The sequence below is a fragment of the Pseudomonas sp. BJa3 genome, assembly GCF_026343815.1.
GTDB classification, from domain to species: Bacteria; Pseudomonadota; Gammaproteobacteria; order Pseudomonadales; family Pseudomonadaceae; genus Aquipseudomonas; species Aquipseudomonas soli.
The window spans coordinates 52,316-75,218 of sequence record NZ_JAOXMC010000021.1; the positions used below are offsets into that span (position 1 = coordinate 52,316).

The 22,903-nt window shown below is 65.4% G+C and carries 21 protein-coding genes; 13 read left to right on the forward strand and 8 right to left on the reverse strand.

Annotated elements, in window-relative coordinates; all coding sequences use genetic code 11:
- Positions 1-64: 64 nt before the first annotated feature.
- Positions 65-2,593, forward strand: coding sequence for an ATP-dependent helicase HrpB (hrpB, locus tag OH705_RS22675; protein WP_267303030.1), 2,529 nt, complete (start codon positions 65-67; stop codon positions 2,591-2,593).
- 10 nt (positions 2,594-2,603) lie between these two features.
- On the opposite strand, the gene OH705_RS22680 is transcribed toward hrpB, so the two are convergent.
- Positions 2,604-3,266, reverse strand: a complete 663-nt coding sequence (locus OH705_RS22680; RefSeq protein ID WP_023631418.1) for a YciC family protein — start codon at positions 3,264-3,266, stop codon at positions 2,604-2,606.
- Positions 3,267-3,423: 157 nt separating this feature from the next.
- On the opposite strand from OH705_RS22680, the gene OH705_RS22685 reads away from it, so the two are divergent.
- Positions 3,424-4,158, forward strand: a complete 735-nt coding sequence (locus tag OH705_RS22685; RefSeq protein ID WP_038707292.1) for a DUF2076 domain-containing protein — start codon at positions 3,424-3,426, stop codon at positions 4,156-4,158.
- 108 nt (positions 4,159-4,266) lie between these two features.
- Positions 4,267-4,746 (forward strand): NYN domain-containing protein, encoded by a 480-nt coding sequence (locus OH705_RS22690; RefSeq protein WP_023631362.1) that lies wholly within the window; start codon positions 4,267-4,269, stop codon positions 4,744-4,746.
- An 8-nt stretch (positions 4,747-4,754) separates the two neighbouring features.
- On the opposite strand, the gene OH705_RS22695 is transcribed toward OH705_RS22690, so the two are convergent.
- A complete protein-coding gene (locus OH705_RS22695; RefSeq protein WP_267303031.1) occupies positions 4,755-5,213 on the reverse strand; it encodes an Lrp/AsnC family transcriptional regulator in 459 nt (152 codons plus the stop codon).
- 152 nt (positions 5,214-5,365) lie between these two features.
- Here OH705_RS22695 and yedA point away from each other — a divergent pair, with 152 nt between their 5' ends.
- Complete coding sequence (gene yedA / locus OH705_RS22700; protein ID WP_267303032.1) at positions 5,366-6,286, forward strand: drug/metabolite exporter YedA; 921 nt, start codon at positions 5,366-5,368, stop codon at positions 6,284-6,286.
- A gap of 55 nt (positions 6,287-6,341) precedes the next feature.
- The gene (locus tag OH705_RS22705; protein WP_038707294.1) at positions 6,342-7,673 is read left to right on the forward strand and encodes a DEAD/DEAH box helicase; all 1,332 of its coding nucleotides are present in this window, start codon (positions 6,342-6,344) and stop codon (positions 7,671-7,673) included.
- A gap of 34 nt (positions 7,674-7,707) precedes the next feature.
- Here the strand turns inward: OH705_RS22705 and OH705_RS22710 are convergent, their stop codons facing one another.
- From OH705_RS22710 to OH705_RS22720, 3 genes are all read right to left on the reverse strand, one after another.
- On the reverse strand, positions 7,708-8,949 hold the full coding sequence (locus OH705_RS22710; protein ID WP_267303033.1) for a TIGR03862 family flavoprotein: 1,242 nt from the start codon (positions 8,947-8,949) through the stop codon (positions 7,708-7,710).
- Between the two features lie 149 nt (positions 8,950-9,098).
- Complete coding sequence (locus OH705_RS22715) at positions 9,099-10,013, reverse strand: histone deacetylase (RefSeq protein ID WP_110605228.1); 915 nt, start codon at positions 10,011-10,013, stop codon at positions 9,099-9,101.
- Positions 10,014-10,124: 111 nt separating this feature from the next.
- Positions 10,125-10,811 carry a histidine phosphatase family protein gene (locus OH705_RS22720; RefSeq protein WP_110605227.1) on the reverse strand — a complete coding sequence of 229 codons (687 nt, stop codon included), beginning with the start codon at positions 10,809-10,811 and terminating at the stop codon, positions 10,125-10,127.
- 167 nt (positions 10,812-10,978) lie between these two features.
- Between OH705_RS22720 and OH705_RS22725 the strand changes: the two genes are divergently transcribed.
- The 4 genes from OH705_RS22725 to OH705_RS22740 all read left to right on the forward strand — a co-directional run bounded on the left by OH705_RS22725 (position 10,979) and on the right by OH705_RS22740 (position 14,229).
- Positions 10,979-11,548, forward strand: a complete 570-nt coding sequence (locus OH705_RS22725; protein ID WP_023632344.1) for a GNAT family N-acetyltransferase — start codon at positions 10,979-10,981, stop codon at positions 11,546-11,548.
- A gap of 90 nt (positions 11,549-11,638) precedes the next feature.
- A complete protein-coding gene (tesB, locus tag OH705_RS22730) occupies positions 11,639-12,508 on the forward strand; it encodes an acyl-CoA thioesterase II (protein ID WP_023632343.1) in 870 nt (289 codons plus the stop codon).
- Complete coding sequence (locus OH705_RS22735) at positions 12,505-13,095, forward strand: HAD family hydrolase (RefSeq protein WP_094012272.1); 591 nt, start codon at positions 12,505-12,507, stop codon at positions 13,093-13,095. Before tesB ends, OH705_RS22735 begins: the two co-directional genes overlap by 4 nt.
- Positions 13,096-13,218: 123 nt before the next feature.
- Complete coding sequence (locus tag OH705_RS22740) at positions 13,219-14,229, forward strand: zinc-dependent alcohol dehydrogenase family protein (RefSeq protein ID WP_160290987.1); 1,011 nt, start codon at positions 13,219-13,221, stop codon at positions 14,227-14,229.
- Between the two features lie 54 nt (positions 14,230-14,283).
- Here OH705_RS22740 and OH705_RS22745 read toward each other — a convergent pair whose 3' ends face one another.
- A complete protein-coding gene (locus OH705_RS22745) occupies positions 14,284-15,177 on the reverse strand; it encodes a GNAT family N-acetyltransferase (protein ID WP_267303034.1) in 894 nt (297 codons plus the stop codon).
- 94 nt (positions 15,178-15,271) lie between these two features.
- Entirely contained in the window at positions 15,272-15,943 is a 672-nt protein-coding gene (locus OH705_RS22750) for a FadR/GntR family transcriptional regulator (protein ID WP_038707298.1), read from the reverse strand.
- A 317-nt stretch (positions 15,944-16,260) separates the two neighbouring features.
- Between OH705_RS22750 and OH705_RS22755 the strand changes: the two genes are divergently transcribed.
- Both OH705_RS22755 and gudD read left to right on the forward strand, forming a co-directional pair.
- On the forward strand, positions 16,261-17,589 hold the full coding sequence (locus OH705_RS22755; RefSeq protein ID WP_110605222.1) for an MFS transporter: 1,329 nt from the start codon (positions 16,261-16,263) through the stop codon (positions 17,587-17,589).
- 16 nt (positions 17,590-17,605) lie between these two features.
- Complete coding sequence (gene gudD / locus OH705_RS22760) at positions 17,606-18,961, forward strand: glucarate dehydratase (protein ID WP_267303035.1); 1,356 nt, start codon at positions 17,606-17,608, stop codon at positions 18,959-18,961.
- Positions 18,962-19,065: 104 nt separating this feature from the next.
- Here the strand turns inward: gudD and OH705_RS22765 are convergent, their stop codons facing one another.
- The gene (locus OH705_RS22765; protein WP_267303036.1) at positions 19,066-20,163 is read right to left on the reverse strand and encodes a peptidase C39 family protein; all 1,098 of its coding nucleotides are present in this window, start codon (positions 20,161-20,163) and stop codon (positions 19,066-19,068) included.
- A gap of 92 nt (positions 20,164-20,255) precedes the next feature.
- On the opposite strand from OH705_RS22765, the gene OH705_RS22770 reads away from it, so the two are divergent.
- Entirely contained in the window at positions 20,256-21,842 is a 1,587-nt protein-coding gene (locus OH705_RS22770; protein WP_023629757.1) for a RimK family protein, read from the forward strand.
- A 12-nt stretch (positions 21,843-21,854) separates the two neighbouring features.
- On the forward strand, positions 21,855-22,871 hold the full coding sequence (locus OH705_RS22775; RefSeq protein ID WP_263159373.1) for a magnesium transporter CorA family protein: 1,017 nt from the start codon (positions 21,855-21,857) through the stop codon (positions 22,869-22,871).
- The last annotated feature ends 32 nt before the right edge of the window (positions 22,872-22,903 follow it).

Genomic DNA, 22,903 nt, shown 5'->3' on the forward strand with positions numbered 1-22,903 from the left:
GTTAAGACCATGATAGGGCAGCCTCGGTTCGCCGTTATACTCGGACGATTGTTCGAGGACCACCATGATTTCATTACCGATCGATGCCGTACTGTCCGACCTGCGCCAGGCCCTGGCCGAACGTGACGAAGCGGTGCTCGAGGCGCCACCCGGCGCCGGCAAGACCACCCGCGTACCACTGGCGCTGCTCGACGAACCCTGGCTGGCCGGGCAGACCATCCTCATGCTCGAGCCCCGGCGCCTGGCCGCCCGCGCCGCTGCCGAACGCCTGGCCAGCGAGCTGGGCGAGAAGGTTGGCGAAACCGTGGGTTATCGCATCCGCTTCGACAGCAAGATCGGCCCGAACACGCGCATCGAAGTGGTCACCGAAGGCATCCTCACCCGCCGCCTGCAAAGCGATCCTGCGCTTGAAGGCGTGGGCCTGGTGATCTTCGACGAGTTCCACGAGCGCAGCCTGGATGCCGACCTGGCCCTGGCCCTGAGCCTCAACGGCCGGGCGCTGCTGCGTGACGAGCCGCCGCTGAAGATTCTGCTCATGTCGGCGACCTTGGAGGGTGAGCGCCTGTCGCGCCTGCTCGACGATGCACCGATCATCAGCAGTCAGGGGCGCATGCACCCGGTGGATATTCGCTGGAGCCGGCCGTTCCAGCCTGGCGAGTTCGTCGAGCCGCGCGTGGTCGACTGCGTGCTCCAGGCCCTGGCCGACGAATCCGGCAGCCTGTTGGTGTTCCTCCCCGGGCAGGCCGAGATCCGCCGCGTGCACCAGGCTCTGCAGGAGGCCGTGGGCGAGCGTCCGCAGATCCTGCTCTGCCCGCTGCACGGCGAGCTTGAGCTGAGTGCCCAGCGCGCCGCCATCGAGCCGGCGCCCAAGGGCCAGCGCAAGGTGGTGCTAGCCACCAACATCGCCGAGACCAGCCTGACCATTGACGGTGTGCGCGTGGTGATCGACGCAGGGCTTGCGCGGGTGCCACGCTTCGACCCCGGTAGCGGCATGACCCGCCTGGACACCCAGCGCATCTCCCGGGCCAGCGCCACCCAGCGCGCCGGTCGGGCCGGGCGCCTCGAGCCTGGCGTGTGCTATCGGCTGTGGTCCGAGGCGCAACACGACCAGTTGGCGGCCCATGGCAGCGCCGAGATCCTCCAGGCCGACCTGGCCGGGCTCGCCCTGCAGCTGGCGCGCTGGGGCGTACCACCGGAGCAGCTCAGCTGGCTCGACCAGCCACCTACGGCCGCCTATGGCCAAGCCCTGGACCTGCTGACCCGACTCGGCGCCTTCAAGCCAGGTTGCCGCGACGTTCTGAGCGCCCATGGCCAAGCCATGGCCGAGCTGCCTGCGCATCCACGCATCGCCCATTTGCTGCTGCGCGGTCAGGATCTCGGGTTGGCCGACCTGGCGTGCGATGTCGCAGCGTTGCTGGGCGAGCGCGACATCCTGCGTGGCGGTGGTGCTGACCTGCATAGCCGGCTGGCTTTGCTCAGCGGTGAAAGCCGCGCCGCGCGAGGTGGGCAGGGCGGTGTGCAGCGTGCGCGGCAGCTGGCCCGGCAATACCGCGGCCAGCTGCGTGGCAAACCGCGCAACCCGGTCGCCGACCCCGACCATCCACGCTGGCTGGGCGCGGTGCTGGCGCTGGCCTACCCCGACCGGGTGGCGCAACAGCGCCGCGAAGGCGGCGGCGAATACCGCCTGGCCAATGGCCGGGCGGCACTGTTCGCCGAAGCCGATGTGCTGATGAAGAGCCCGTGGCTGGTGATTGCCGATCTGGGCAGCCGGCAGGGGCAGCGCGAGGAACGTATCTACCTGGCTGCAGAGTTCGACCCGGTATTGTTCGACGCAGTGCTGGCCGAGCAGGTCGAGCAAATCGACCTGCTCGACTGGGACGAACGCGAGCAGGTGTTGCGCGCCGAGCGCCAGCGCAAGGTCGGCGAGCTGGTCCTCAGCCGTGAACCGTTGCCTGGGCTGGACGACGAGGCGCGGGCCAAGGCGTTGCTCGGCCTGGTTCGGCGCAAAGGCTTGAACCTGCTGGCCTGGACCCCGGAACTGCGCCAGTGGCAGGCCCGCGTCGCGCTGCTGCGTCAGCTGGATCTGGAAAAGGACGGCCACAGCGAGTGGCCCGATCTGGGCGATGACGCCTTGCTGGCCAGCCTGGAATACTGGCTGCAACCCTACCTGGGCAAGGTGTCGCGGCTGAGCCATTTCTCTAACCTGGACCTGGCCTCGATCCTGCGCAACCTGCTGCCCTGGCCGCTGCCCCAGCGCCTGGACGAGCTCGCACCGTCGCACCTGGCCGTGCCTTCGGGCTCAAGCATACGCCTGGACTACAGTGAGCAACCACCGATCCTGGCCGTGCGCCTGCAGGAGCTGTTCGGCCTGGCCGATACTCCACGCATCGCCAATGGGCGGCAGCAGGTCAAGCTGCACCTGCTGTCGCCAGCACGTCGGCCTGTGCAAGTGACCCAGGACCTGGCCAACTTCTGGCGCACCACCTACGCCGAGGTGAAGAAGGACCTGAAAGGGCGTTATCCCAAGCATTACTGGCCGGACGACCCGCTGGTGGCGCAAGCCACGGCCAGGGCCAAGCCGAGGAAACCCTGAACGCGCGCGATCAGTTGGCTGCGCCCGCCTCACTCTCCAGCAGCATGAACAACCTGTACAGCACCACGGTGCTGAACAGCTGCAGGAAGCCGCTGAGGCTGTCCAAAGCCAGTTGCACACCGGCCTGTGGTTCGGGGAAAAGCTGCAGCAGCAGGCCGTCAATCAGCCACAGCGGCGCCAGCACCGAGAGCATGCACACCATGATGCGCAGGAAGTGCCCGGTGGTCATGCGCGCGCTGGTGCGCATCGCCTCGATCACCGGCAGGCCGCGCAGCACCAGCAGGTACTCGGCGAACACCAGGTTCACCATGATCCACACGCCGGGGAAGATGAACAGCGCCAGGCCGGCCATGATCAGCAGCGAGCTGATCACGATCAGCAGGGCCAGCATCGGCCACAGCTGCAGGGCGCGGGCGAACAGGTCGCGCTTGGCGGTGTCCTGGCCATTGCTGCGGGTGTCGAGGTAGAGGATCAGCGCGGCGCTGTACAGCGGATAGAACAGCAGGCTGACCAGCATGCCGTAGGCAGGCGAGGCCTGTTCGCCGAGATGGTTGTAGAGCAACTGGGTGCCGAGGGCCTCAAGTACCACCAACGGCAGGCACAGCTGGAGGATGCTCGTCAGGTGACGGCGGAAGAAGTACAGGGAGTCGCGCAGAACGCTCAACGGATTCATCGGTCAACATCGCATGGCGGAAAAAGCAGGGCGTAACTTTAGCCCAGACCGCCCGCTTGCTGAAAAAAGTTTCATGGCCGGGGCAATTGAATCACCGCGCCCGGCCCCCCATCTTTGACGCTGTCCGATGCCCTGTTCAGCGCACGAGGTTGCCCCGATGAACACTGAAGAACAAACCCTGATCGATGGCCTGTTCGGCCGTCTCAAGCAAGCCGAAGACCCGGCCCAGCCGCGCGATGCCCAGGCCCAGGCACGCATCGAGGAGCACCTGCGCCAGCAGCCGGCGGCGCCGTACTACATGGCCCAGGCGATCCTGGTGCAGGAAGCGGCGATCAAGCGCCTGGACGAACAGAACAAGCAGCTCGAGGCCGAGCTCAAGCAAGTGCGGGCGCAACTGGAGGCAAGTCGCCCCAGTGGCAGCGGCGGCGGTTTTCTTTCCAGCATCTTCGGCGCCGGAGCGCGCAGCCCGGAGCCGCAGCGGCCGGTGGCACCGGCTTCGAGTTCCTCAGGAGGCTGGCGTGAGCCATCGCCACAGGCTTATTCCCCGCCGCAACCACAACAGGGTTTCGGTGCGGCGCCTGCTCCGGCGCGCAGCGGTGCCAGCAGCTTCCTCGGCGGGGCAATGCAGACTGCTGCGGGGGTGGCTGGTGGCGTGCTGCTGGCTCAAGGTATCAGCAGCCTGTTCAACCACAACTCGCAGCCTGAAGAAATCGTCGAGGTGATCAAGGAAGAGCCGGCGCCGGCCAGCGATGCTGGAGGCTGGAACGATCAGGACAGTCAGCGCCAGGTGGCCGACAACGGTGGCTGGGGCAATGACCAGGGCGGGTTCGCCGATACCGACTACAGCGGCGGCGACGATGGCGGCTTCTTCTCGGACGACGACTACGTCTGAGGGCTCTGGCATACTGCAGCGTCTGATTGCGGGGCAAGTCCGCTCCTGCCGAAGCGTGGGGGCGGGCTTGCCCCGCGATTGTCTGCCACCGCCAGAGAGAGGCTCCCGGTGAAGAAAATCGCGCTGTTCGCCGATGTACAGAACCTCTACTACACGGTTCGCCAAGGCCATGGCTGCCATTTCAACTACGCCGCGCTGTGGGCCGACGTCAGCCGCGAGGGCCAGATCGTCGAAGCGGTGGCCTATGCCATCGACCGCGGCGACAGCAAGCAGCAGCAGTTCCAGCAGATCCTGCGCAACCTCGGTTTTGAGGTGCGCCTCAAGCCGTTCATCCAGCGTGCCGACGGTTCGGCCAAGGGCGACTGGGACGTTGGCATCACCCTCGATGTGATCGAGGCGGCAGCTCGGGTCGACCAGGTAGTGCTGGCCTCCGGCGACGGTGATTTCGACCTGTTGCTGGAGCGGGCAATGCAACGCCATGGCGTGGAAACCGTCGTGTACGGCGTGCCGGGGTTGACGGCGTTGTCGGTAATCCGCGCCGCAAGCCGCTACGTGCCGATCGAGGGCAGGCTGCTGCTGCGTCACTGAACCCAGGCTCAGGTTTTTTTGCCGTTGCCCCCCAGATGCCCCAGCGGCACCCTTCGTGCCACCGCGCTGGACAGGATGATCGAGGTCTTGGTGAAGCCCAGCTGCGACACGCGGTTGATCAGCGCCTCCAACTCGCCCATGGACGTGACGGCCGCTTGCATGATCACGCACGGGTCACCGGTCACTCGGTGGCACTCGGTGAGTTCAGGGATCTTCTTCAAGGCCTCGTAGGCCTGCTGGTTGCCATGGCTGGCCAGGCGCAGTTCCATCACGCACTGGATCGGCAGGCCGATTTTTTCCAGGTCGACCTTGGCCGTGTAGCCGCTGATAACACCGCTGGCCTCCAGCTTGGCCACCCGCTCGGCCACCGCCGGGGCGGAGAGATTGACCTGGCGCGCCAGCTGCGCGTAGGTGGCCCGGCCGTTTTCCAGCAGCGCGGCGAGAAGCATGCGATCGTACTTGTCCATGGCGATTCCAGGTGACCTTGCAATCGACGGTGAAGCGTCTGCATAACCGTGTATTGCAAAGTGTTTTGGTGTTTTAAACGTGTTTTGTAACTTAAGTTTGCGCGAGGGCCTTTCTAAACTAATCCACCCGTAAACGGATTTCGAGCCCTGCCATGTCCACCGCCCGCCGCTTCCCGCTGTTGCTCATCGGAGCCTTCCTTGCCTTGTACCTGGTGTGGGGCTCGACCTACCTGTTCATTCGTATCGGCGTGGAGTCCTGGCCGCCGATGCTGATGGCCGGGGTGCGTTTCGTGATTGCCGGCAGCCTGCTGTATGGCTTCCTGCGCTGGCGTGGCGCGCCGGCGCCGACCTGGCCGCAGTGGCGCGCCGCCGGCGCCATCGGCTTTCTCCTGCTCAGTTGCGGCAACGGTGGCGTGACCCTGGCCGAGCATGCCGGAGTCGCCTCGGGCGTGGCGGCGCTGGCGGTAGCCACGGTGCCGCTGTTCACCCTGGTGTTCGGGCTGTTCTTCGGCCATCGCAACTCGCGCCTGGAATGGGCGGGGATTGTTTTGGGGCTGGTCGGCATCGGCATGCTCAACCTGGGCTCGAACCTGCAGGCCAGCCCCATGGGCGCGGCGCTGATCCTGTTCGCCGCGGCGGCCTGGGCCTTCGGCTCGGTGTGGAGCAAGAGCCTGCCGCTGCCCCAGGGCGCCATGGCCAGTGCCGCGGAAATGCTGGTGGGCGGCGCCGCCTTGCTGATCGGCAGTGCCGTGAGCGGCGAGCGCCTGACCGAGATGCCCACGGCGGCCGGTTGGGGGGCGGTGGCCTACCTGGTGTTCTTCGGCTCGATCCTGGCGTTCAGTTCCTACATGTACCTGCTCAAGCACGTGCGTCCGGCGGCTGCGACCAGCTACGCCTACGTCAACCCGGCGGTGGCGGTGCTGTTGGGGATCGTTTTCGCCGGCGAGCAGATCGGCGCCGAGGAGTGCGTGGCCATGGCGGTGATCATTGGCGCGGTGGTGCTGATCGGCCTGCCGCAATGGCGCAAGGCGCCGCAGCAGCCGGTGCCGCTGAAAGGCGAAATGTGCAAGTAGGGCAGGGCGTTGCGGTAAACTTGCCGCCTTCGCTGAACCCCCTGACGGTATTGCCATGAATTTCGCCCAACTCGGCCTGATCGAACCGCTGCTGCGCACCTTGCAGACGCTGGACTACACCACGCCCACCCCGATCCAGGCCAAGGCCATCCCCGCCGTGCTCGCTGGCCGTGACCTGATGGCCGCCGCCCAGACCGGCACCGGCAAGACCGCCGGCTTCGCCCTGCCGGTGCTGCAGCGCCTGGCCCTGGAAGGGGAGAAGGTCGCCAGCAACTCGATCCGCGCGCTGGTGCTGGTGCCGACTCGCGAGCTGGCGGAGCAGGTGCACAACAACGTGCGCGAGTATGCCGAAAACCTGCCGTTGAGCACCTACGCGGTGTATGGCGGGGTCAGCATCAACCCGCAGATGATGCGCCTGCGTCGTGGCGTTGACCTGCTGGTGGCGACCCCAGGCCGCTTGCTCGACCTCTTCCGCCAAAACGCGGTGAAGTTCAATCAGGTGCAGACCCTGGTGCTCGACGAAGCCGATCGCATGCTCGACCTGGGCTTTGCCGAGGAGCTGCAATCGGTGTACGCGGCGTTGCCGCGCAAGCGCCAGACACTGTTGTTCTCCGCCACCTTCTCCGAGCAGATCCGCCTGCTCGCGGGCCTGGCGCTGAACGATCCGCTGAGCATCGAAGTGAGCCCGCGCAACGCCGCCGCGACTACGGTCAAGCAGTGGCTGGTGCCTGTGGATAAAAAGCGCAAGGCCGATCTTTTCATCCATCTGATGCGCAAGCAGCGCTGGAAGCAGGTGCTGGTGTTCGCCAAGACTCGCAACGGTGTCGATCAACTGGTCGAGCGCCTGTTGGCCGAGGGCGTGAATGCCGACGGCATCCACGGCGACCGTCCGCAGGCCACCCGCCAGCGTGCCCTGGACAGCTTCAAGGCCCGTGAGATCCAGGTATTGGTGGCCACCGATGTGGCCGCTCGCGGCCTGGACATCGACGACTTGCCGCTGGTAGTCAACCTCGACCTGCCAATCGTCGCCGAAGACTACGTGCACCGCATCGGCCGTACCGGCCGCGCGGGGAACAAGGGCGAGGCGATTTCGCTGGTGTGTGCCGACGAGGTGCAATTGCTGGCCACGATCGAGACCCTGATCCGCCAGGTGTTGCCACGGCACGAGGAGCCGGATTTCATCCCCGATCACCGGGTGCCGGTGACCGATGCCAGTGGCCAGGTGCTGAAGAAACCGAAGAAGCCCAAGAAGCCGAAGGAGAACAGCGCCAAGCGCGGCCTGGGGCGCTGGATGGACAGCGAGGGGGCGGGGGCTGCGGCACCGGCGGTCAAGGCGGTGCGCAAGGTGCCGGCGTTCGGTGGCAAGCCGCGCAAGCCCAAGCCTTGAGAGCCTCGGGGCTGCGTAGCAGCCCCGGCATTCATCAGGTCAGGCGCGTCAGCCAATCAGCCGCCGCATTTCCCGCCCGCAACCCACTAGCGAAGCACGCCGTCAGCAGGTACCCACCCGTCGGCGCTTCCCAATCCAGCATCTCCCCCGCGCAGAACACCCCGGGCAGGTTGCGCACCATCAGTCCGTCGTCCAACCCTTCGAACCGTATTCCGCCGGCGCTGCTGATCGCCTCGTCCAGCGGCCGAGTCCGCACCAGCACGATCGGCAGCGTCTTGATCGCCGCCGCCAGGCACCCGGGGTCGGTAAAGGTCGCCTGGTCGGTCAGTTCGCGCAGCAACGCCGCTTTCACCCCGTCGATGCCCAGCTGACCGTGCAGATGCTTGGCCATCGAGCGCGATCCACGCGGCTTGGCCAGGGCTTGGGCAATCTTCTCCACAGGCCGGTCCGGCAGCAGGTCCAGCAGCAGGGTTGCTCGACCGTCGCGGTTGATCGCCTCGCGCAGCGCCGCCGACCAGGCATATACCAGGCTGCCTTCCACTCCCTGAGCGGTGAGGATGAACTCGCCCTTGCGCGGCGCGGCGCCGGGGACTCTCAAGGCAATATTCTTCAGCGGGGCACCGGCGAACTTGTCCTTGAGCAGCATGCTCCAGCTTTCGACTTCGAAGCCGCAGTTGCTCGGTCGCAGCGCTGAGATATCCACACCCCGTTCAGTCAGCAGCGGCACCCAGGCGCCATCCGAACCCAGGCGCGCCCAACTACCGCCACCCAGCGCCAGCACCACGGCGTCTGCCTGCACGTGTCGTTCGCCCTGTGGATAACTGATCCGCAAGGCACCAGCGTCGGTCCAGCCCAGCCAACGGTGGCGGGTGTGGATAACCACCCCGGCCTCGCGCAGGCGCTTGAGCCAGGCACGCAGCAGCGGCGCGGCCTTCATGTCGCGGGGAAATACGCGACCCGAGGTGCCGACGAAGGTTTCGATGCCCAGGCTGTGAATCCACTGGCGCAGGGCATCGGCGTCGAAGTCGTGCAGCAGCGTGTCGATCTCGCCGTGGCGTTTACCGTAGCGGCCGACGAAGGCCGGGTAGGGCTCGGAATGGGTGATGTTCATGCCACCGACACCGGCCAGCAGGAACTTGCGGCCCACCGAAGGCATGGCGTCGAACACTTCAACCGCCATCCCGCGCCTGGCCAGGGCTTCGGCGGCCATCAGGCCAGCAGGGCCGCCACCGATCACGGCGACAAGGGGGCGGGAGGCGGGGCGAGGATCGTTCATGGCGGGCGGCAGGCTGTGGAAAAGAGCGCGCATTCTACCCCAGCGGGACGGCTCGCGGCACTGCTCAAAAAACAACCAACTCTTTGCAGCTCAGGCAGTTAAAGGGCTGGAGCGGCTTTCTCGCAGGTTATCCACAGGCGGTTCCACAGTCATTGTGCACAACCGAGCACCCGCGCCGCGCTGTGGTGGAGGATGCCGTGGCGCCGGGCCAGGGCCTGGCGGTCCTTGCTGTAGCCGCCACCGATCACCCCTACCACCGGGATGTCGCGGCCCAGGCATTGGCGCAGCACATGCTCGTCGCGGGCAGCGAGGCCTGCGTCGGTCAGTTGCAGGTAGCCCAGGGCGTCGTCCTTGTGCACATCGACGCCGGCGTCATACAGCACCAGGTCTGGCTGGTACAACGGCAGCAGGTAGTTCAGCGCATCCTCGACCACCTTGAGGTAGGCGCTGTCGTGCATGCCGCGGGGCAGGGGGATATCCCAGTCGCTCTGGGCCTTGCGCGCCGGGAAGTTCTGCTCGCAGTGCAGGGACACGGTGATCGCCTCCGGCGTGTCGTGGAGAATGCGCGCCGTACCGTCGCCCTGGTGCACGTCGCAGTCGAAGATCAACACCCGGTGTACGCGTCCGGCTTCCAGCAGGTAACGGCTGATCACTGCCAGGTCGTTGAAGATGCAGAAGCCGGCCGGGTGATCGTAGTGGGCATGATGGGTGCCGCCGGCCAGGTGGCAGGCGATACCATGCTGCAGCGCTTGCTCGGCGGCCAGCAGTGAACCACCTACTGCACGCACGGTGCGTCGGGCCAGGGCTTCGCTCCAGGGCAGGCCCAGGCGGCGCTGGTCCTCGCGGGACAGTTCGCCGTGCATGTAGCGCTCGATGTAGGCGCGGTCATGGGCAAGGGCGAGGATCTCGTTGGGGCAGATTTCAGGGCGCAGCAGGGCGGCGTCGGTGGTCAGGCCGCTGTCTACCAGGTGATCGCGCAGCAGGCGGAACTTGTCCATCGGGAAGCGATGGTCCGGCGGGAATTCGGGGCTGTAGTCGTCGTGGTAGATCAGCGGCAGGGGCATGGTGTCGGCGCGTTGGGGGCGAACACCGATCTTGCCAGTATTGGTGGCGCCGGCGCCAACGCAATCGCGCGGCAAGCCCGCTCCCACGCAGCTGCGGTTATCTTGTGGCGCTCATTGGCCTGCCGATGCCAGCACCCTTTGCCAGTCTGGCTCGTTCATCCGCCCCAGAATCCGCGCCTTGCCATTGCCATCCACCGACACGAACAGCGCACTGGCGTAGCCGCTTTCACGCTCACCGCCCGGCACATGCTGCTGGCGGGCGAAGTGATCGATGCAACCATTGTGGGTCACCAGTACCAGGTTGTGCCCGGGCCGCTTGCGGGCCATGGCCTCGGCGGGGAAAGGACGGTCGCAGCGCTCCAGCCAGTCTTCGCTGGAGACGGCCTGGCCAAGGATGAAATGCGCGGTCTGGCGGGTTCGCAGCTTTGGGCTACTGAGCAGATCGGCACCGCTCAGCCCCAGTTGCCGCAGGCCCTGGCCGACCCGCTGCGCCGCCTGGCTGCCGGCCACGGTAATGCCTGTCGCATCGTCCAGGCAGGGGCCTGGGGCACTGTCACAGCGTTCGGCGTGGCGGATCATCACGATCACCGCGCCGTCCTTCCAGTCCTGCAGCAGGCCGCTGTCGCTCAGTTGTTGCTCGTTGCCAAGGTTCACGATGTGCGTCCTCGTCGCTAGCCAGGTGCTGGCCCCGGCCAGTGCCAGGAGCAGGCCGAAGGCGGCGCCGAGCGCGGTGCGAGAACGGCGGCGTTCGGGGCGGGCCAGCAGGGCCGGGTTGTGCAGGGTGTTGCTGGGGTGCATGCGTCACTCCGATGGCAGTGGGGCGTCGACAAAGGCCGCGGTAGTGTCCGGCATTGTGCAAAGAGGCCTGTCGGGGGGCGGTGAAGCCGATGTGAAAAAAGCATCGGCTGGCCGATGTGCGCGGCCTACGCTGTACACTGGCAGACCGTGATTTCGGAGCCGCGCCGATGACCCCCATCCTCGAACTGGAAAGCCCGCGCCTGGTGCTGCGCCAATGGCAGGACGACGACCTGCGCGAGTTCGCCGCCTTGTGCGCCGACCCACAGGTGATGCGTTATTTCCCCGCACCGATGACCCGGGTCGAGGCAGCCGCGCTGATCGGCCGGGTGCGCGGTCATTTCAACGAATACGGTTTCGGCCTCTGGGCCCTGGAGCGCAAGGACAGCGGCGCCTTCATCGGCATGACCGGCCTGCTCAACGTCAATTTTGACGCGCCCTTCGGTCCAGCGGTGGAAATTGGCTGGCGCCTTGCCCGCCGGCATTGGGGGCTGGGCTTCGCCAGCGAGGCCGCCTGGGCCTGCCTGCGCTGTGCCTTCGCCCAGCTGCATCTGGACGAGGTGGTGTCGTTCACCACCGAGGGCAATTTGCCGTCGCAGAAGGTGATGCAGGCCATCGGCATGGTCCAGGACCTCGAGGCCAGCTTCGAGCACCCGCGCCTGCCACCGGGCGATCCGCTGCGCCCTCATGTGCTCTACCGCATCGACCGCGCCCGCTGGCAACAGAACCTGCGCGGCTGAATAGGTGGCCATTCGTACGGCGGGACTACAGACAAACCCTGTATCATTTGCCGCCATAACAGCGCCGTATTGCCTTGCCAGGAGAACCCCATGAGCCACGTACTCGACGATCTGGTCGACTTGCTGAGCCTCGAGTCCATCGAGGAGAACCTGTTCCGCGGACGCAGCCAGGACCTGGGCTTCCGCCAGCTGTACGGCGGCCAGGTGCTCGGCCAGTCGTTGTCGGCGGCCAGCCAGACGGTCGAGGACGCGCGCCATGTGCATTCGCTGCATGGCTACTTCCTGCGCCCGGGTGACGCCAGCATGCCGGTGGTGTACTCGGTGGACCGCGTGCGTGACGGCGGCAGTTTCAGCACCCGGCGGGTCACGGCGATCCAGAAGGGCCAGCCGATCTTCACCTGCAGCGCTTCGTTCCAGTACGACGAGGAAGGCTTCGAGCACCAGGCGCCGATGCCCGACGTGGTCGGCCCGGAGAACCTGCCCAGCGAGGTCGAGCTGGCCAGTGCCATGGCTGAAAGGCTGCCCGAGCGCATCCGCGAGAAGGTGCTGTGCGCCAAGCCCATCGAGATCCGCCCGGTCACCGAGCGCGACCCGTTCAATCCCAAGCCCGGCGATCCGGTCAAGTACGCCTGGTTCCGTGCCGACGGCAACCTTCCGGACATTCCGGCGCTGCACAAGTACCTGCTGGCGTACGCCTCGGACTTCGGCCTGCTGACCACGGCCTTGCTGCCCCATGGCAAGTCGGTGTGGCAGAAGGACATGCAGATCGCCAGCCTCGACCACTCGCTGTGGTTCCACCGTGACCTGCGCGCCGACGACTGGCTGCTGTACGCCACCGACAGCCCCTGGGCCGGCAACGCCCGTGGCTTCTGCCGGGGCAGCATCTTCAACCGCGCCGGGCAACTGGTGGCCTCGTCGACCCAGGAAGGCCTGATCCGCCATCGCAAGGACTGGGCATGAGCCTGGGCGACATCCGCCACTGGGTGTTCGACATGGACGGCACCCTCACGGTCGCCGTGCATGACTTCGCGGCCATCCGCGAAGCGCTCGATATCCCGTCCGAGCACGACATCCTCACCCACCTGGCAGCCTTGCCGGCAGCGGAGGCGGTGGCCAAGCATGCCTGGCTGCTGGAGCATGAGCGCGACCTGGCGATAGCCTCCAAGGCCGCCGACGGCGCCGTGGAGCTGGTGCGCGAACTGGCCCGACGCGATTGCCGGCTGGCCATTCTCACGCGCAATGCCCGCGAGCTTGCCCACGTGACCCTCGAGGCCATCGGCCTGGCTGACTGCTTCCCGGTCGAACTTATCCTCGGTCGCGACGAGGCGGCACCCAAGCCCAGCCCGGATGGGTTGTTGCAGATCGCCCGGGCCTGGGGTGTAAGCCCCGGTGCAATGGTGATGGTCGGTGACTACCGCTTCGACCTCGACTGCGGGCGGGCCGCAGGCACCCGCACCGTGCTGGTCAACTTGCCGGACAATCCCTGGCCGCAGCTGGCCGACTGGCACGCGGCAGATTGCCGGGCGTTGAGGGCGTTGCTCGGCTGACGGCCCTGTCGCGGGGCAAGCCCGCTCCCACGTGCCTACCATCGTGGGAGCGGGCTTGCTCCCGCGATCATCCAGACCTGTCTAAGCTGCACTGCACCTTTTCCCACGATGGAGACCCATCCCATGAGCACCAAGGCCCTCTACGTCCTGCCCGGCGGCGGCTACGACAAGGTCCAGGTCGGCACCTGCGAAACCGCCGCGCCCGCAGCCTGCGAGATCACCGTGCGCCTGCATGCCAGCTCCCTCAACTACCACGACTTCGCCGTGGTCAGTGGCATGTGGGGGCCGAGCGAGCGGCGCATCCCGATGGCCGACGGCGCTGGTGAAGTGATCGCGGTGGGGGCCGGGGTCAGTGAGTTCCAGGTTGGCGATGCCGTGGTCAGCACGTTCTTCCCCGACTGGCTCGGCGGCCAGGCCCAGGTCGAGGGCTTCGCCAGCGTGCCGGGGGATGGCATCGACGGCTACGCCCGCGAACAGGTGACCGCCCGGGCTACCTCCTTCACCCTTGCGCCCAAAGGCTACAGCCATGCCGAGTCGGCGACGCTGACCACCGCCGGCCTCACCGCCTGGCGCGCGTTGATGAGCGACGACCACCTCAAGCCCGGTGACAGCGTGCTGGTGCAGGGCACCGGTGGCGTTTCGATCTTCGCCCTGCAGTTCGCCAAGCTGGCCGGCGCCACGGTGATTGCCACCTCGTCCAGCGATGCCAAGCTCGAGCGCCTCAAGGCACTGGGCGCGGATCACCTGATCAACTACAAGGCCACGCCTGCCTGGGGCGAAAAGGTCCGTGAACTCACCGGCGGCCGTGGCGTGGACCATGTGATCGAAGTCGGCGGCCCGGCCACCCTGGAGCAGTCGATGATCGCGGCGCGTATCGGTGGCCACGTGTCATTGATCGGCATTCTCACCGGCGTGGCCGGGCAGTTGCCGTTGGTGCAGGCGCTGGTGCGGCAGATCCGCCTGCAGGGCGTGCTGGTGGGCAGCCGCGCCCAGCAGCAGGCGATGGTTCGCGCCATCGACGCCAACGGCCTGCGGCCGGTGGTGGACAAGCATTTCGAACTGGAGCAGATGGTCGAGGCGTTCCGGTACCAGGAGAGCAACCGGCATTTCGGCAAGATCTGCCTGACCTGGTGAAGGTCTGTGCAAGGACCTGTGAAGAGACGGTGCGCTGTTTGGTGGGGGACCCAGTCAGGTATGGGACAGCAATGGAAACATCAGCGTCTGCCCATCGACACTGGTGGATGCCGCGCCCCAGACGAACAGCGCATCATCGTTATCCACAACTCGGGACGCGAAGCCATCGCTATGTAGCGGTGCAAACCCCAACACAACCTCCCGGGTCGTTGCCGTGACCAGTTCAGCCAGCACATCGGCCAGCACCAGTTCGCGTTCGCAGAACACATCCACCAGCACCATCCGCTCGCCATCATGTTCGATCACCACATAGGCCTCGTGCACTGAGGAATGCAACGCCGCCTCCCGGTATGGCCCATCGCAATAGAACATCGTCAGCGGCACATTCGGCACCAGGCTCAATCGTGCCTGTGGACAACTCTTTTCCAGAGCATCAATGAAGCGTTGACGTTGTTCGCCATCGTCCATGTTCACCGGGTGGAAGGTCGTGGCCCGTGGCTGCGCAGCCCAGGGTTGGTAGTACTCGTGTTCGACCACTCGGCGAAAACCGAACTTGGGATAGAGATCGACTACGGTGCTGTTGGCGAACAGGTACAGCAGGTCGCATTGGCCTGCCCAGCGCTCCACCAGCACTTCCATCAGATAACGGCTGTAGCCACGGCCTCGTGCTTCGGGCGCAGTCATCACCGTGCCGATCTGAACGCAGCGCAGATGTTGGCCACCGAGGGTGAAGTCGAGCAGGTTGGCCGAGGCGTTGGCCAGCATCTTCTCGTCGCGAACCAGTGAGCACGGCTGGTTGTCGGCTTGCCAGAAGCCGGCCTGGTACCAGGCTTCGAAGTCGAAGCCATAGGTCTGGTGGGTGAGGGCGTTGAGTTCGGCGCGCAGATGCGGGTTGTCGCGGTAGCGCTCGACCTGCACGAGCGCGGGGTCGTTGAGGATGATGGCCATGGCGTCCATACCTGTCCGTGAAGTGAAGGTGAACGTTAACCGTAGCGTGGATGAAAAGTTGTAAGGGTTTGTACCCCCCCTTAGGTGCCTGGCGTCAGTCCGGCACCAGTCGATCCCGGCTGTTGGACAGATGCAGGCACATGGCTGCCCGCGCCGCGTCCGGGTCTTGCCGGCGGATGGCATTGAGGATCGCCTCGTGTTCCAGGTTCGCCAGGTACGCGTGCCTGGCCAGCCTGGCTCCGGCACGCTCGGCCTGGGCGATACGATTGCGGGGGATCAGCGCCTTACCCAGGTGCGCCATCATCTCGCCGAAATACAGGTTCCCGGTGGCCTCGGCGATCAGCAGGTGAAAGCGCCGGTCGGCTTCGATGCAGCTGTCGCCGGCGGCGGCCAGGTCCTGGTAGTCGTCCAGTGCCTGGCGCATCTGCGCCAGCTGGCGCTCGTCGCGGCGCAGGGCGGCGAGGGCGACAGCCTGGCCCTCCAGGCCGAGGCGCAACTCCAGCAGGTCGCGCACGCTGGCCGCGCTTTCCGGGGCCACCCGCAGCCCGGACTGGGCCTGGCGTTCGATGACGAAGGTGCCGATACCGTGGCGTGTTTCCACCAGGCCCGAGGCCTGGAGTTTCGACAGCGCCTCGCGGACCACGGTGCGGCTGATGGCGTGATCGCGCACCAGGGTATTTTCCGAGGGAAGCCGGTCACCTGGTGCGTAGGTACCGAGGAGGATCTGCTGGGTCAGGCGGGAGACCAGGTCGTGGGCGCGGGACATCAGAGGTTCTCAGGTGATGTGGGCTTGCCTGGCGATTTTGCCATGGAGGCTGCACGAACACTGTCAATCTACTTGTCTGACAAGTCGCGTGCAAAGATTTTTTTGATCTGGAAATTGGCTGCTTGTTGCCAGCGTCAGAGTCCTGGTTTGTGAGTTTTTTGTCGATTTTATCTAGTAAATAGCTTGTATTTTGCGATTTATGAGAAAAATTGCCGTTGTCGTACAACTTCCTCGGGAATATGCTTCTTCGCACCTGGAGGTCAGACAACTCTCTGCCCTTCACCAGTCCCCAATAAAAACAATGAGTGGGAGCCCCCATGAACGACACCCCAGATCCGTCTGCGCACGCGCTCACCAGCGCCGTGGCCAAGGTCAAGCGCCATGTCCTGCCACTGTTCGTCATCATGTTCATCGTCAACTACCTCGACCGCGTCAATATCGGCTTTGTCCGCCCGCACCTGGAGAGCGACCTGGGCATCAGCGCGGCGGCGTATGGCTTCGGCGCCGGCCTGTTCTTCATCGGCTATGCCCTGTTCGAAGTACCGTCGAACATGCTCCTGCAGCGGGTCGGCGCGCGCCTGTGGCTGACCCGTATCATGTTCACCTGGGGGCTGGTGGCCACCGCCATGGCCTTCGTGCAGACCGAAACCCAGTTCTACGTGCTGCGTTTTCTGCTCGGAGTCGCCGAGGCCGGCTTCTTCCCCGGGGTTATCTACTACTTCACCCGCTGGCTGCCGGCCGCCGAGCGTGGCAAGGCCATCGCCATCTTCCTCAGCGGTTCGGCCTTCGCCTCGCTGATCTCCGGGCCTTTGGCCGGGGCGCTGATGCAGATCCAGGGCATGGGCCTGCACGGCTGGCAATGGATGCTGTTCATCGAGGGCATGGCCTCGGTGATGCTGTGCTTCTTCGTGTTCTTCTGGCTCGACTCCAAACCCCACGACGCCAAGTGGCTGAGCCGCGAAGAGCAAGACGCGCTGGTGGCCGCCATCGACCTGGAGCAGCGCGAACGCGAGGCCGGCGGCGTGGCCAAGGTCTCGGCCTGGCGCCTGCTCAAGGACCGGCAGATTGTGCTGTTCTGCCTGATCTACTTCTGCATCCAGCTGACCATCTACGCTGCCACTTTCTGGCTGCCGAGCATCATCAAGCGCATGGGCGAGATGAGCGATCTGCAGGTCGGATTCTTCAACTCGATTCCCTGGTTGATCTCGATCATCGCCATGTATGCCTTCGCCGCCTGCGCCAAGCGCTGGCGGTTCCAGCAGGCCTGGGTCGCCGCGGCATTGCTGGTGGCCGCCTGCGGCATGTTCATGTCCACCACCGGCGGGCCGGTGTTCGCTTTCGTCGCGGTGTGCTTCGCCGCCATCGGTTTCAAGTCCGCGTCGTCGCTGTTCTGGCCGATCCCCCAGGGCTACCTGGATGCACGCATCGCCGCGGCGGTGATCGCCCTGATCAACTCGGTGGGCAACCTCGGCGGCTTCGTCGCGCCGACCACCTTCGGTTTGCTCGAGCAACAGACCGGATCGATCCAGGGCGGCCTGTACGGCCTGGCGGTGACCTCGGTGCTGGCCGCCATCGCGGTGTTCTTCGTACGCATGCGCCCCAAGGGCGTGGCTTCCCCTGACCTCAAGGCCGCTTCGGCCAGCTGACCCCGAGAGAGATTTCATGAACATGCAGACAACCCCGCAGGCTCTCCTCGCCACGCCAGTGGTCACCGAGCTGCGCGTGATCCCGGTGGCCGGACACGACAGCATGCTGCTCAACCTCAGTGGCGCCCATGGCCCGTTCTTCACCCGCAACGTCGTGGTATTGCGCGACAGTGCCGGCAACACCGGCCTGGGCGAGGTGCCCGGCGGCGAGAAGATTCGCCAGACCCTCGAGGACGCCCGCGCCCTGGTGGTCGGCCAGCCCATCGGGCACCACCAGCGCGTGCTCAACGCCATGCGCCAGGCTTTTGCCAACCGTGATGCGGGTGGGCGCGGGTTGCAGACCTTCGACCTGCGCATCACCGTGCACGCCGTCACTGCCATCGAGTCGGCCCTGCTCGACCTGCTCGGACAGTACCTGGGCGTGCCCATGGCCGCGCTGTTGGGCGAGGGCCAACAGCGCGAGGCGGTCAAGATGCTGGGGTACCTGTTCTACATCGGTGATCGTCGTCGCACCGACCTTGCATATCGCAACGAGGCCGATGCCGACGACAACTGGTTCCGGCTGCGCCATGAGCAGGCTCTGACCCCGGAAGCAGTGGTGCGCCTGGCCGAGGCGGCCCAGGCCCGCTATGGTTTCAACGACTTCAAGCTCAAGGGCGGCGTGCTGCGCGGCGAGGAGGAGATGGAGGCGGTCACGGCGCTGGCCGAGCGCTTCCCCGAGGCACGCATCACCCTCGACCCCAATGGCGCCTGGTCACTCAAGGAGGCCATCGCCTTGTGCCGCGACATGCACGCCGTGCTGGCCTATGCCGAAGACCCTTGCGGAGCCGAGAACGGCTATTCCGGGCGTGAGGTCATGGCTGAGTTCCGTCGTGCCACCGGGCTGCCCACCGCCACCAACATGATCGCCACCGACTGGCGGCAGATGGGCCATGCGATCCAGTCACAGGCGGTGGACATCCCTTTGGCCGACCCGCATTTCTGGACCTTGCAGGGATCGGTTCGGGTGGCGCAGATGTGCCATGACTGGGGGCTGATCTGGGGCTCGCACTCGAACAATCACTTCGATATCTCGCTGGCGATGTTCACCCAGGTGGCGGCGGCCGCGCCCGGCGAGATCACCGCGATCGACACCCACTGGATCTGGCAGGACGGCCAGCGCCTGACCCGCGAACCGCTGCGCATCGTTGATGGTCATGTGCGCGTGCCGCAGCGTCCAGGGCTCGGAGTCGAGCTGGACGAGGACCAGTTGGCCCAGGCCCATGAGTGCTATCGCAACATGGGGCTGGGGGCTCGGGATGACAGCGTGGCCATGCAGTATCTGATCCCGGGGTGGGCTTTCGATAACAAGCGGCCTTGCCTGGTGCGCTGATCAAGCACTTACCGGCAAACATTTCCTGCTGCCACCGGCGTTGCCGGTCGGGCGTAGGCAGACGCCTGTGCAGCACCGCCCCGGCCAGCCGGGGCTTTTTTCGTTTACGCCGCCGTTGCGTACACCACCACCGCCGCCCGCAACTTGCGCCCGCCGAACAGGCTCATGCGCTGGAACTCCTGGTGGCTGACCGGCAGGTGCTGGCAGTCCAGAGCCTGTCGGTGACGAGCGTGGTCGGTGTCGGGGTCGTGCAGGTAGACGAAGTCGTCGTCGCAGGCGGTGACCAGCACCCAATGTGGCGCCTTGCTGCCGGTCAGCCGGTAGTTGCTGATCAGCACCAGCGCCAGGCCGCCTTCGGCCAGTATCCGGCGCAGGTCGGGGGCCTGCCGGGCGATCACCACGTTGCTGTCCTGCAATTCGGCGCAGAAGTCCTCATGAACCAGGCGCATGACCTCCTTCTTGCCGGGCTGGCGCACGCCATCGAGAAACAGCGGCCCTTCGGTGTTGAGCAGCAGGCGCACGCGAAAGCCCCGACGCCATGCGGCCAGTGCCAGCCCGTGGGGGCTGCAGCCGCCGTGGCCGGAGGTCATGAACACGGTGGTTGCTTCGCGCCACAGGCGCAGTTCCTCGCGGCGGCTTGGCGGGCGCTGCGATCGCAGCGCGGCCATGGCCATCAGCAGGCAGGCCGGGCCGCAGGTGAAGTCGGTGGTCTGGGCGTAGTAGGGGACCGGTCGCGTTTCGTCCGTCGGGTGCTGAAGGATGCGCTTTTCGTAGCGCAGGGCGCTGGTGTGGTCTTGGTAATAGTCGTCGACCTGGGCGAAGCGTCGGTAGCCATGGCGTTCGTACAGGGCGATGGCCTTGGGGTTGTCGGTGCGCACCTCAAGACGCAGGTAGGCGCGCTCGTGTTCCAGGGCGCAGCGTTCGGCCTGTTCCAGCAGGCGCGCGCCAAGGCCATGGCCACGCGCCTGTTCGGCAATGGCGATGGAATACAGCCGGGCCAGCGAGGTGCCGCGGTGGAACAGCAGCAACGCATAGCCCATCAGCTGGCCGTCGCGTTGCGCCACCAGCAGGCTGGCGTTGGCGTGGGACAGCATCCAGCGGAAGCTGCGCGGGGTCAGCCGGTCGAGGGTAAAGCACTGATTCTCCAGCGCCAGCAGGGCCGGCAGGTCGTCAACAGTTGCCAGGCGAAATTCGATGTGCATAGGGCCGCCGTAAAAGTTGCGTAATGAAACGGGACATCCGAAAAACTTCGTGCTTAATAGAAACCGTGTCTACCCAACACAGGGCTTCAACAATGTCATCGTTTCAGGAACCCTTGCCTGGCTGGCCCGGGAAAAGTTCACACTCAAGTACGGCTGGTGTTATTTATCCTCTGACCCTGGATAACAAGTCAAGTCAGCTGGTAATCATCGTGGAGCGGCGTGAAGACTGGGCTTCTTACCTGCCCAGCGAAGACGTCGTGACGGCCCAGGAGTACTTGGAAGAACCGCGCGAGGCTGACAGCGGCAAGCGTGTACAAGTGATTAACCTATGCCGTAATTACAAGTATCTAGGTCACGGTTATTATTGCTCGTTGTTGGCCGAGGCGCGCGGGCATAAAGTTATTCCCTCGGTCAGAAGTATCAGTGAGTTGACCCGAAAGTCGTTATACGGATTGGCCCTCGACGACATGGCGCGCAGCCTCGAGAGTGCCTTGGCCAATCACCCCTACGGAGAAACCGAAGGGTTCACCCTGACCCTGTATTTCGGCCGTACCGATCTGGAACCGCTGCAGGACATCGCCCGCCAGCTGTTCGAAAGTTTCCCGTGTCCGATCCTGCTGGTGGAGTTCCGCAAGACCAGTACCTGGCATATCGCCGGGGTCAAGGCTGGTGCGCTGCACAAGTTGCGTGAAGACCAGCAGGACCCGTTTGCCAACGCTCTGGATGGCTTCAGCCGCAGGATCTGGCGCCAGCCACGCTCGCGGCGGGTGGCGCGCTACGACCTGGCGATCCTCCATGACCCTGACGAAGCGTTGCCGCCTTCCAACCCCAAGGCACTGGAACACTTCATCCGCGCCGGGCGCCAGTTGGGGGTCGACGTCGAGCTGATCGGCAAGAAGGACTACGCACGCCTGGCCGAATACGACGCGTTGCTGATCCGCGAGACCACCAGCGTCGACAACCACACCTACCGCTTCGCCAAGAAGGCCGAGAGCGAAGGGCTGGTGGTAATGGACGACCCGGCATCGATCCTGCGCTGCACCAACAAGGTCTACCTGACCGACCTGTTGCGCAGCCATCGCCTGGCCATGCCGGCCAGCGAGATCCTCTACCGCGACAACCCTCAGGCCCTGGAAGGCATCGGCGAGCGGCTGGGCTTTCCGCTGGTGCTGAAGATTCCCGACGGCTGTTTCTCCCGAGGCGTGATCAAGGTCAAGGACCCCGGTGAACTCCAGGCCGCCACCGCCGAACTGTTCGAGCATTCGGTACTGCTGCTCGCCCAGGAATACCTCTACACCGAGTACGACTGGCGTATCGGCGTGCTCAACCGCAAGCCGATTTTTGCCTGCCAGTACTTCATGTCCAAGGGCCACTGGCAGATCTTCAACCACCAGGCTCAGCGCGACGAGGTCAACGGCGAGTGCCGCACCCTGGCCGTGCACGAGGCGCCGCGGGCGGTGGTGGACTTGGCGGTGAAGGCAGCCAACCTGATCGGCGATGGCCTGTACGGCGTCGACCTCAAGCAGGTCGATGACCGGGTGGTGGTGATCGAGGTCAACGACAACCCCAACCTCGACGCCGGCATAGAGGACGCCTACCTGCACGACGACCTCTACACCCTGGTGCTTGAGGAGTTCATCCGCCGTCTGGAGCAGAAACGCCGGGGGCAAGCCTGGTAACGAGGTGCTGGCATGATCGAAAGCTACAGCCTGACCCATGGCCAGTTGCGCAAGCGCAAGGGGCTCGACTGCGAGGTGCTGCTGTTCGTTGAACCGGACAGCGCCGAGCGTGAACTGTTGCAGGCGTGGTTCCACCTGGACGCCCATGCCCTGGCTTCGGCACTCGACCCGGACGAGGTGTCGCGCCTCGAACTGCACCGCGATGGCCTGTTCCTGATCTGGAAACGCCCGGAGAGCTACACCGGGGGCGACAGTTTCGCCTTCCAGGTGTCTTCGTTTGGCATGCTGATGGTCGACGGCCACCTGGTGCTGATCGCCCCGGACGCCTCCCTGCTCGACGGCCTCGGGCAGCGCCATGCGCTGCACGATCCGATGGATGTGCTGCTGGCCATCCTGCTGGATAACCTGCATCACTACCTGGGGCACCTGAAAGTGATCAAGATGGTCGCCCGCGAACTGCAGCAGCGCTTCGAGCAATCGCTGGAGAACCATCACCTGATGCAGATGTTCAACCTCAGCGAGAGCCTGATCCACTACATCAACGCCATCCACAGCAATGGCGCGGTGCTCTCGCGCTTGCGCGCCCATGGCGAGAAGCGCCATTTCAACCCTGAGGTGCTGGCGCTGATCGACGACCTGGTCATCGAGAACAACCAGTGCCACAAGCAGGCCGAGATCTACTCGACGGTGTTCGCCGGCTTGATGGACGCTCGCGGCAACCTTGCCAACAACGCGATGAACGAAACCCTGCGCAAGCTGACCCTGATCAACGTGGTGTTCCTGCCACTGAACCTGATCGCCAGTATTGGCGGCATGTCCGAGTTCAGCATGATGACCGCGGGTGTGCCCTGGTGGCTGGCCTATGCCGTGCTGGTGCTGGCGATGCTGTTGCTGGGCGTGCTTATGGTGCTGGCGCTCAAGCGCCTGGCCCGGGGACGTCGTCCCATGGTGGTGCCTGCGCAACCCAAGCGTCCCGATGTGCGGCCGACCCCTTCTTTCCCTGGTATCGCCAATTGGAGAACGCCATGAGCAACCTGCAGATCGGCCTGATGATCGTCACG

Coding starts and splice junctions, on each gene's coding strand:
- OH705_RS22755 (WP_110605222.1), top strand. CDS start 16,261: ATGAACGACACCCCAGATCCGTCTGCGCACGCGCTCACCAGCGCCGTG.
- OH705_RS22775 (WP_263159373.1), top strand. CDS start 21,855: ATGATCGAAAGCTACAGCCTGACCCATGGCCAGTTGCGCAAGCGCAAG.
- OH705_RS22685 (WP_038707292.1), top strand. CDS start 3,424: ATGAACACTGAAGAACAAACCCTGATCGATGGCCTGTTCGGCCGTCTC.
- OH705_RS22745 (WP_267303034.1), bottom strand. CDS start 15,177: ATGGCCATCATCCTCAACGACCCCGCGCTCGTGCAGGTCGAGCGCTAC.
- OH705_RS22680 (WP_023631418.1), bottom strand. CDS start 3,266: ATGAATCCGTTGAGCGTTCTGCGCGACTCCCTGTACTTCTTCCGCCGT.
- OH705_RS22720 (WP_110605227.1), bottom strand. CDS start 10,811: ATGCACCCCAGCAACACCCTGCACAACCCGGCCCTGCTGGCCCGCCCC.
- OH705_RS22740 (WP_160290987.1), top strand. CDS start 13,219: ATGAGCACCAAGGCCCTCTACGTCCTGCCCGGCGGCGGCTACGACAAG.
- OH705_RS22710 (WP_267303033.1), bottom strand. CDS start 8,949: ATGAACGATCCTCGCCCCGCCTCCCGCCCCCTTGTCGCCGTGATCGGT.
- OH705_RS22705 (WP_038707294.1), top strand. CDS start 6,342: ATGAATTTCGCCCAACTCGGCCTGATCGAACCGCTGCTGCGCACCTTG.
- OH705_RS22765 (WP_267303036.1), bottom strand. CDS start 20,163: ATGCACATCGAATTTCGCCTGGCAACTGTTGACGACCTGCCGGCCCTG.
- OH705_RS22695 (WP_267303031.1), bottom strand. CDS start 5,213: ATGGACAAGTACGATCGCATGCTTCTCGCCGCGCTGCTGGAAAACGGC.
- OH705_RS22770 (WP_023629757.1), top strand. CDS start 20,256: ATGTCATCGTTTCAGGAACCCTTGCCTGGCTGGCCCGGGAAAAGTTCA.
- OH705_RS22715 (WP_110605228.1), bottom strand. CDS start 10,013: ATGCCCCTGCCGCTGATCTACCACGACGACTACAGCCCCGAATTCCCG.
- gudD (WP_267303035.1), top strand. CDS start 17,606: ATGAACATGCAGACAACCCCGCAGGCTCTCCTCGCCACGCCAGTGGTC.
- tesB (WP_023632343.1), top strand. CDS start 11,639: ATGAGCCACGTACTCGACGATCTGGTCGACTTGCTGAGCCTCGAGTCC.
- hrpB (WP_267303030.1), top strand. CDS start 65: ATGATTTCATTACCGATCGATGCCGTACTGTCCGACCTGCGCCAGGCC.
- OH705_RS22735 (WP_094012272.1), top strand. CDS start 12,505: ATGAGCCTGGGCGACATCCGCCACTGGGTGTTCGACATGGACGGCACC.
- OH705_RS22725 (WP_023632344.1), top strand. CDS start 10,979: ATGACCCCCATCCTCGAACTGGAAAGCCCGCGCCTGGTGCTGCGCCAA.
- yedA (WP_267303032.1), top strand. CDS start 5,366: ATGTCCACCGCCCGCCGCTTCCCGCTGTTGCTCATCGGAGCCTTCCTT.
- OH705_RS22750 (WP_038707298.1), bottom strand. CDS start 15,943: ATGTCCCGCGCCCACGACCTGGTCTCCCGCCTGACCCAGCAGATCCTC.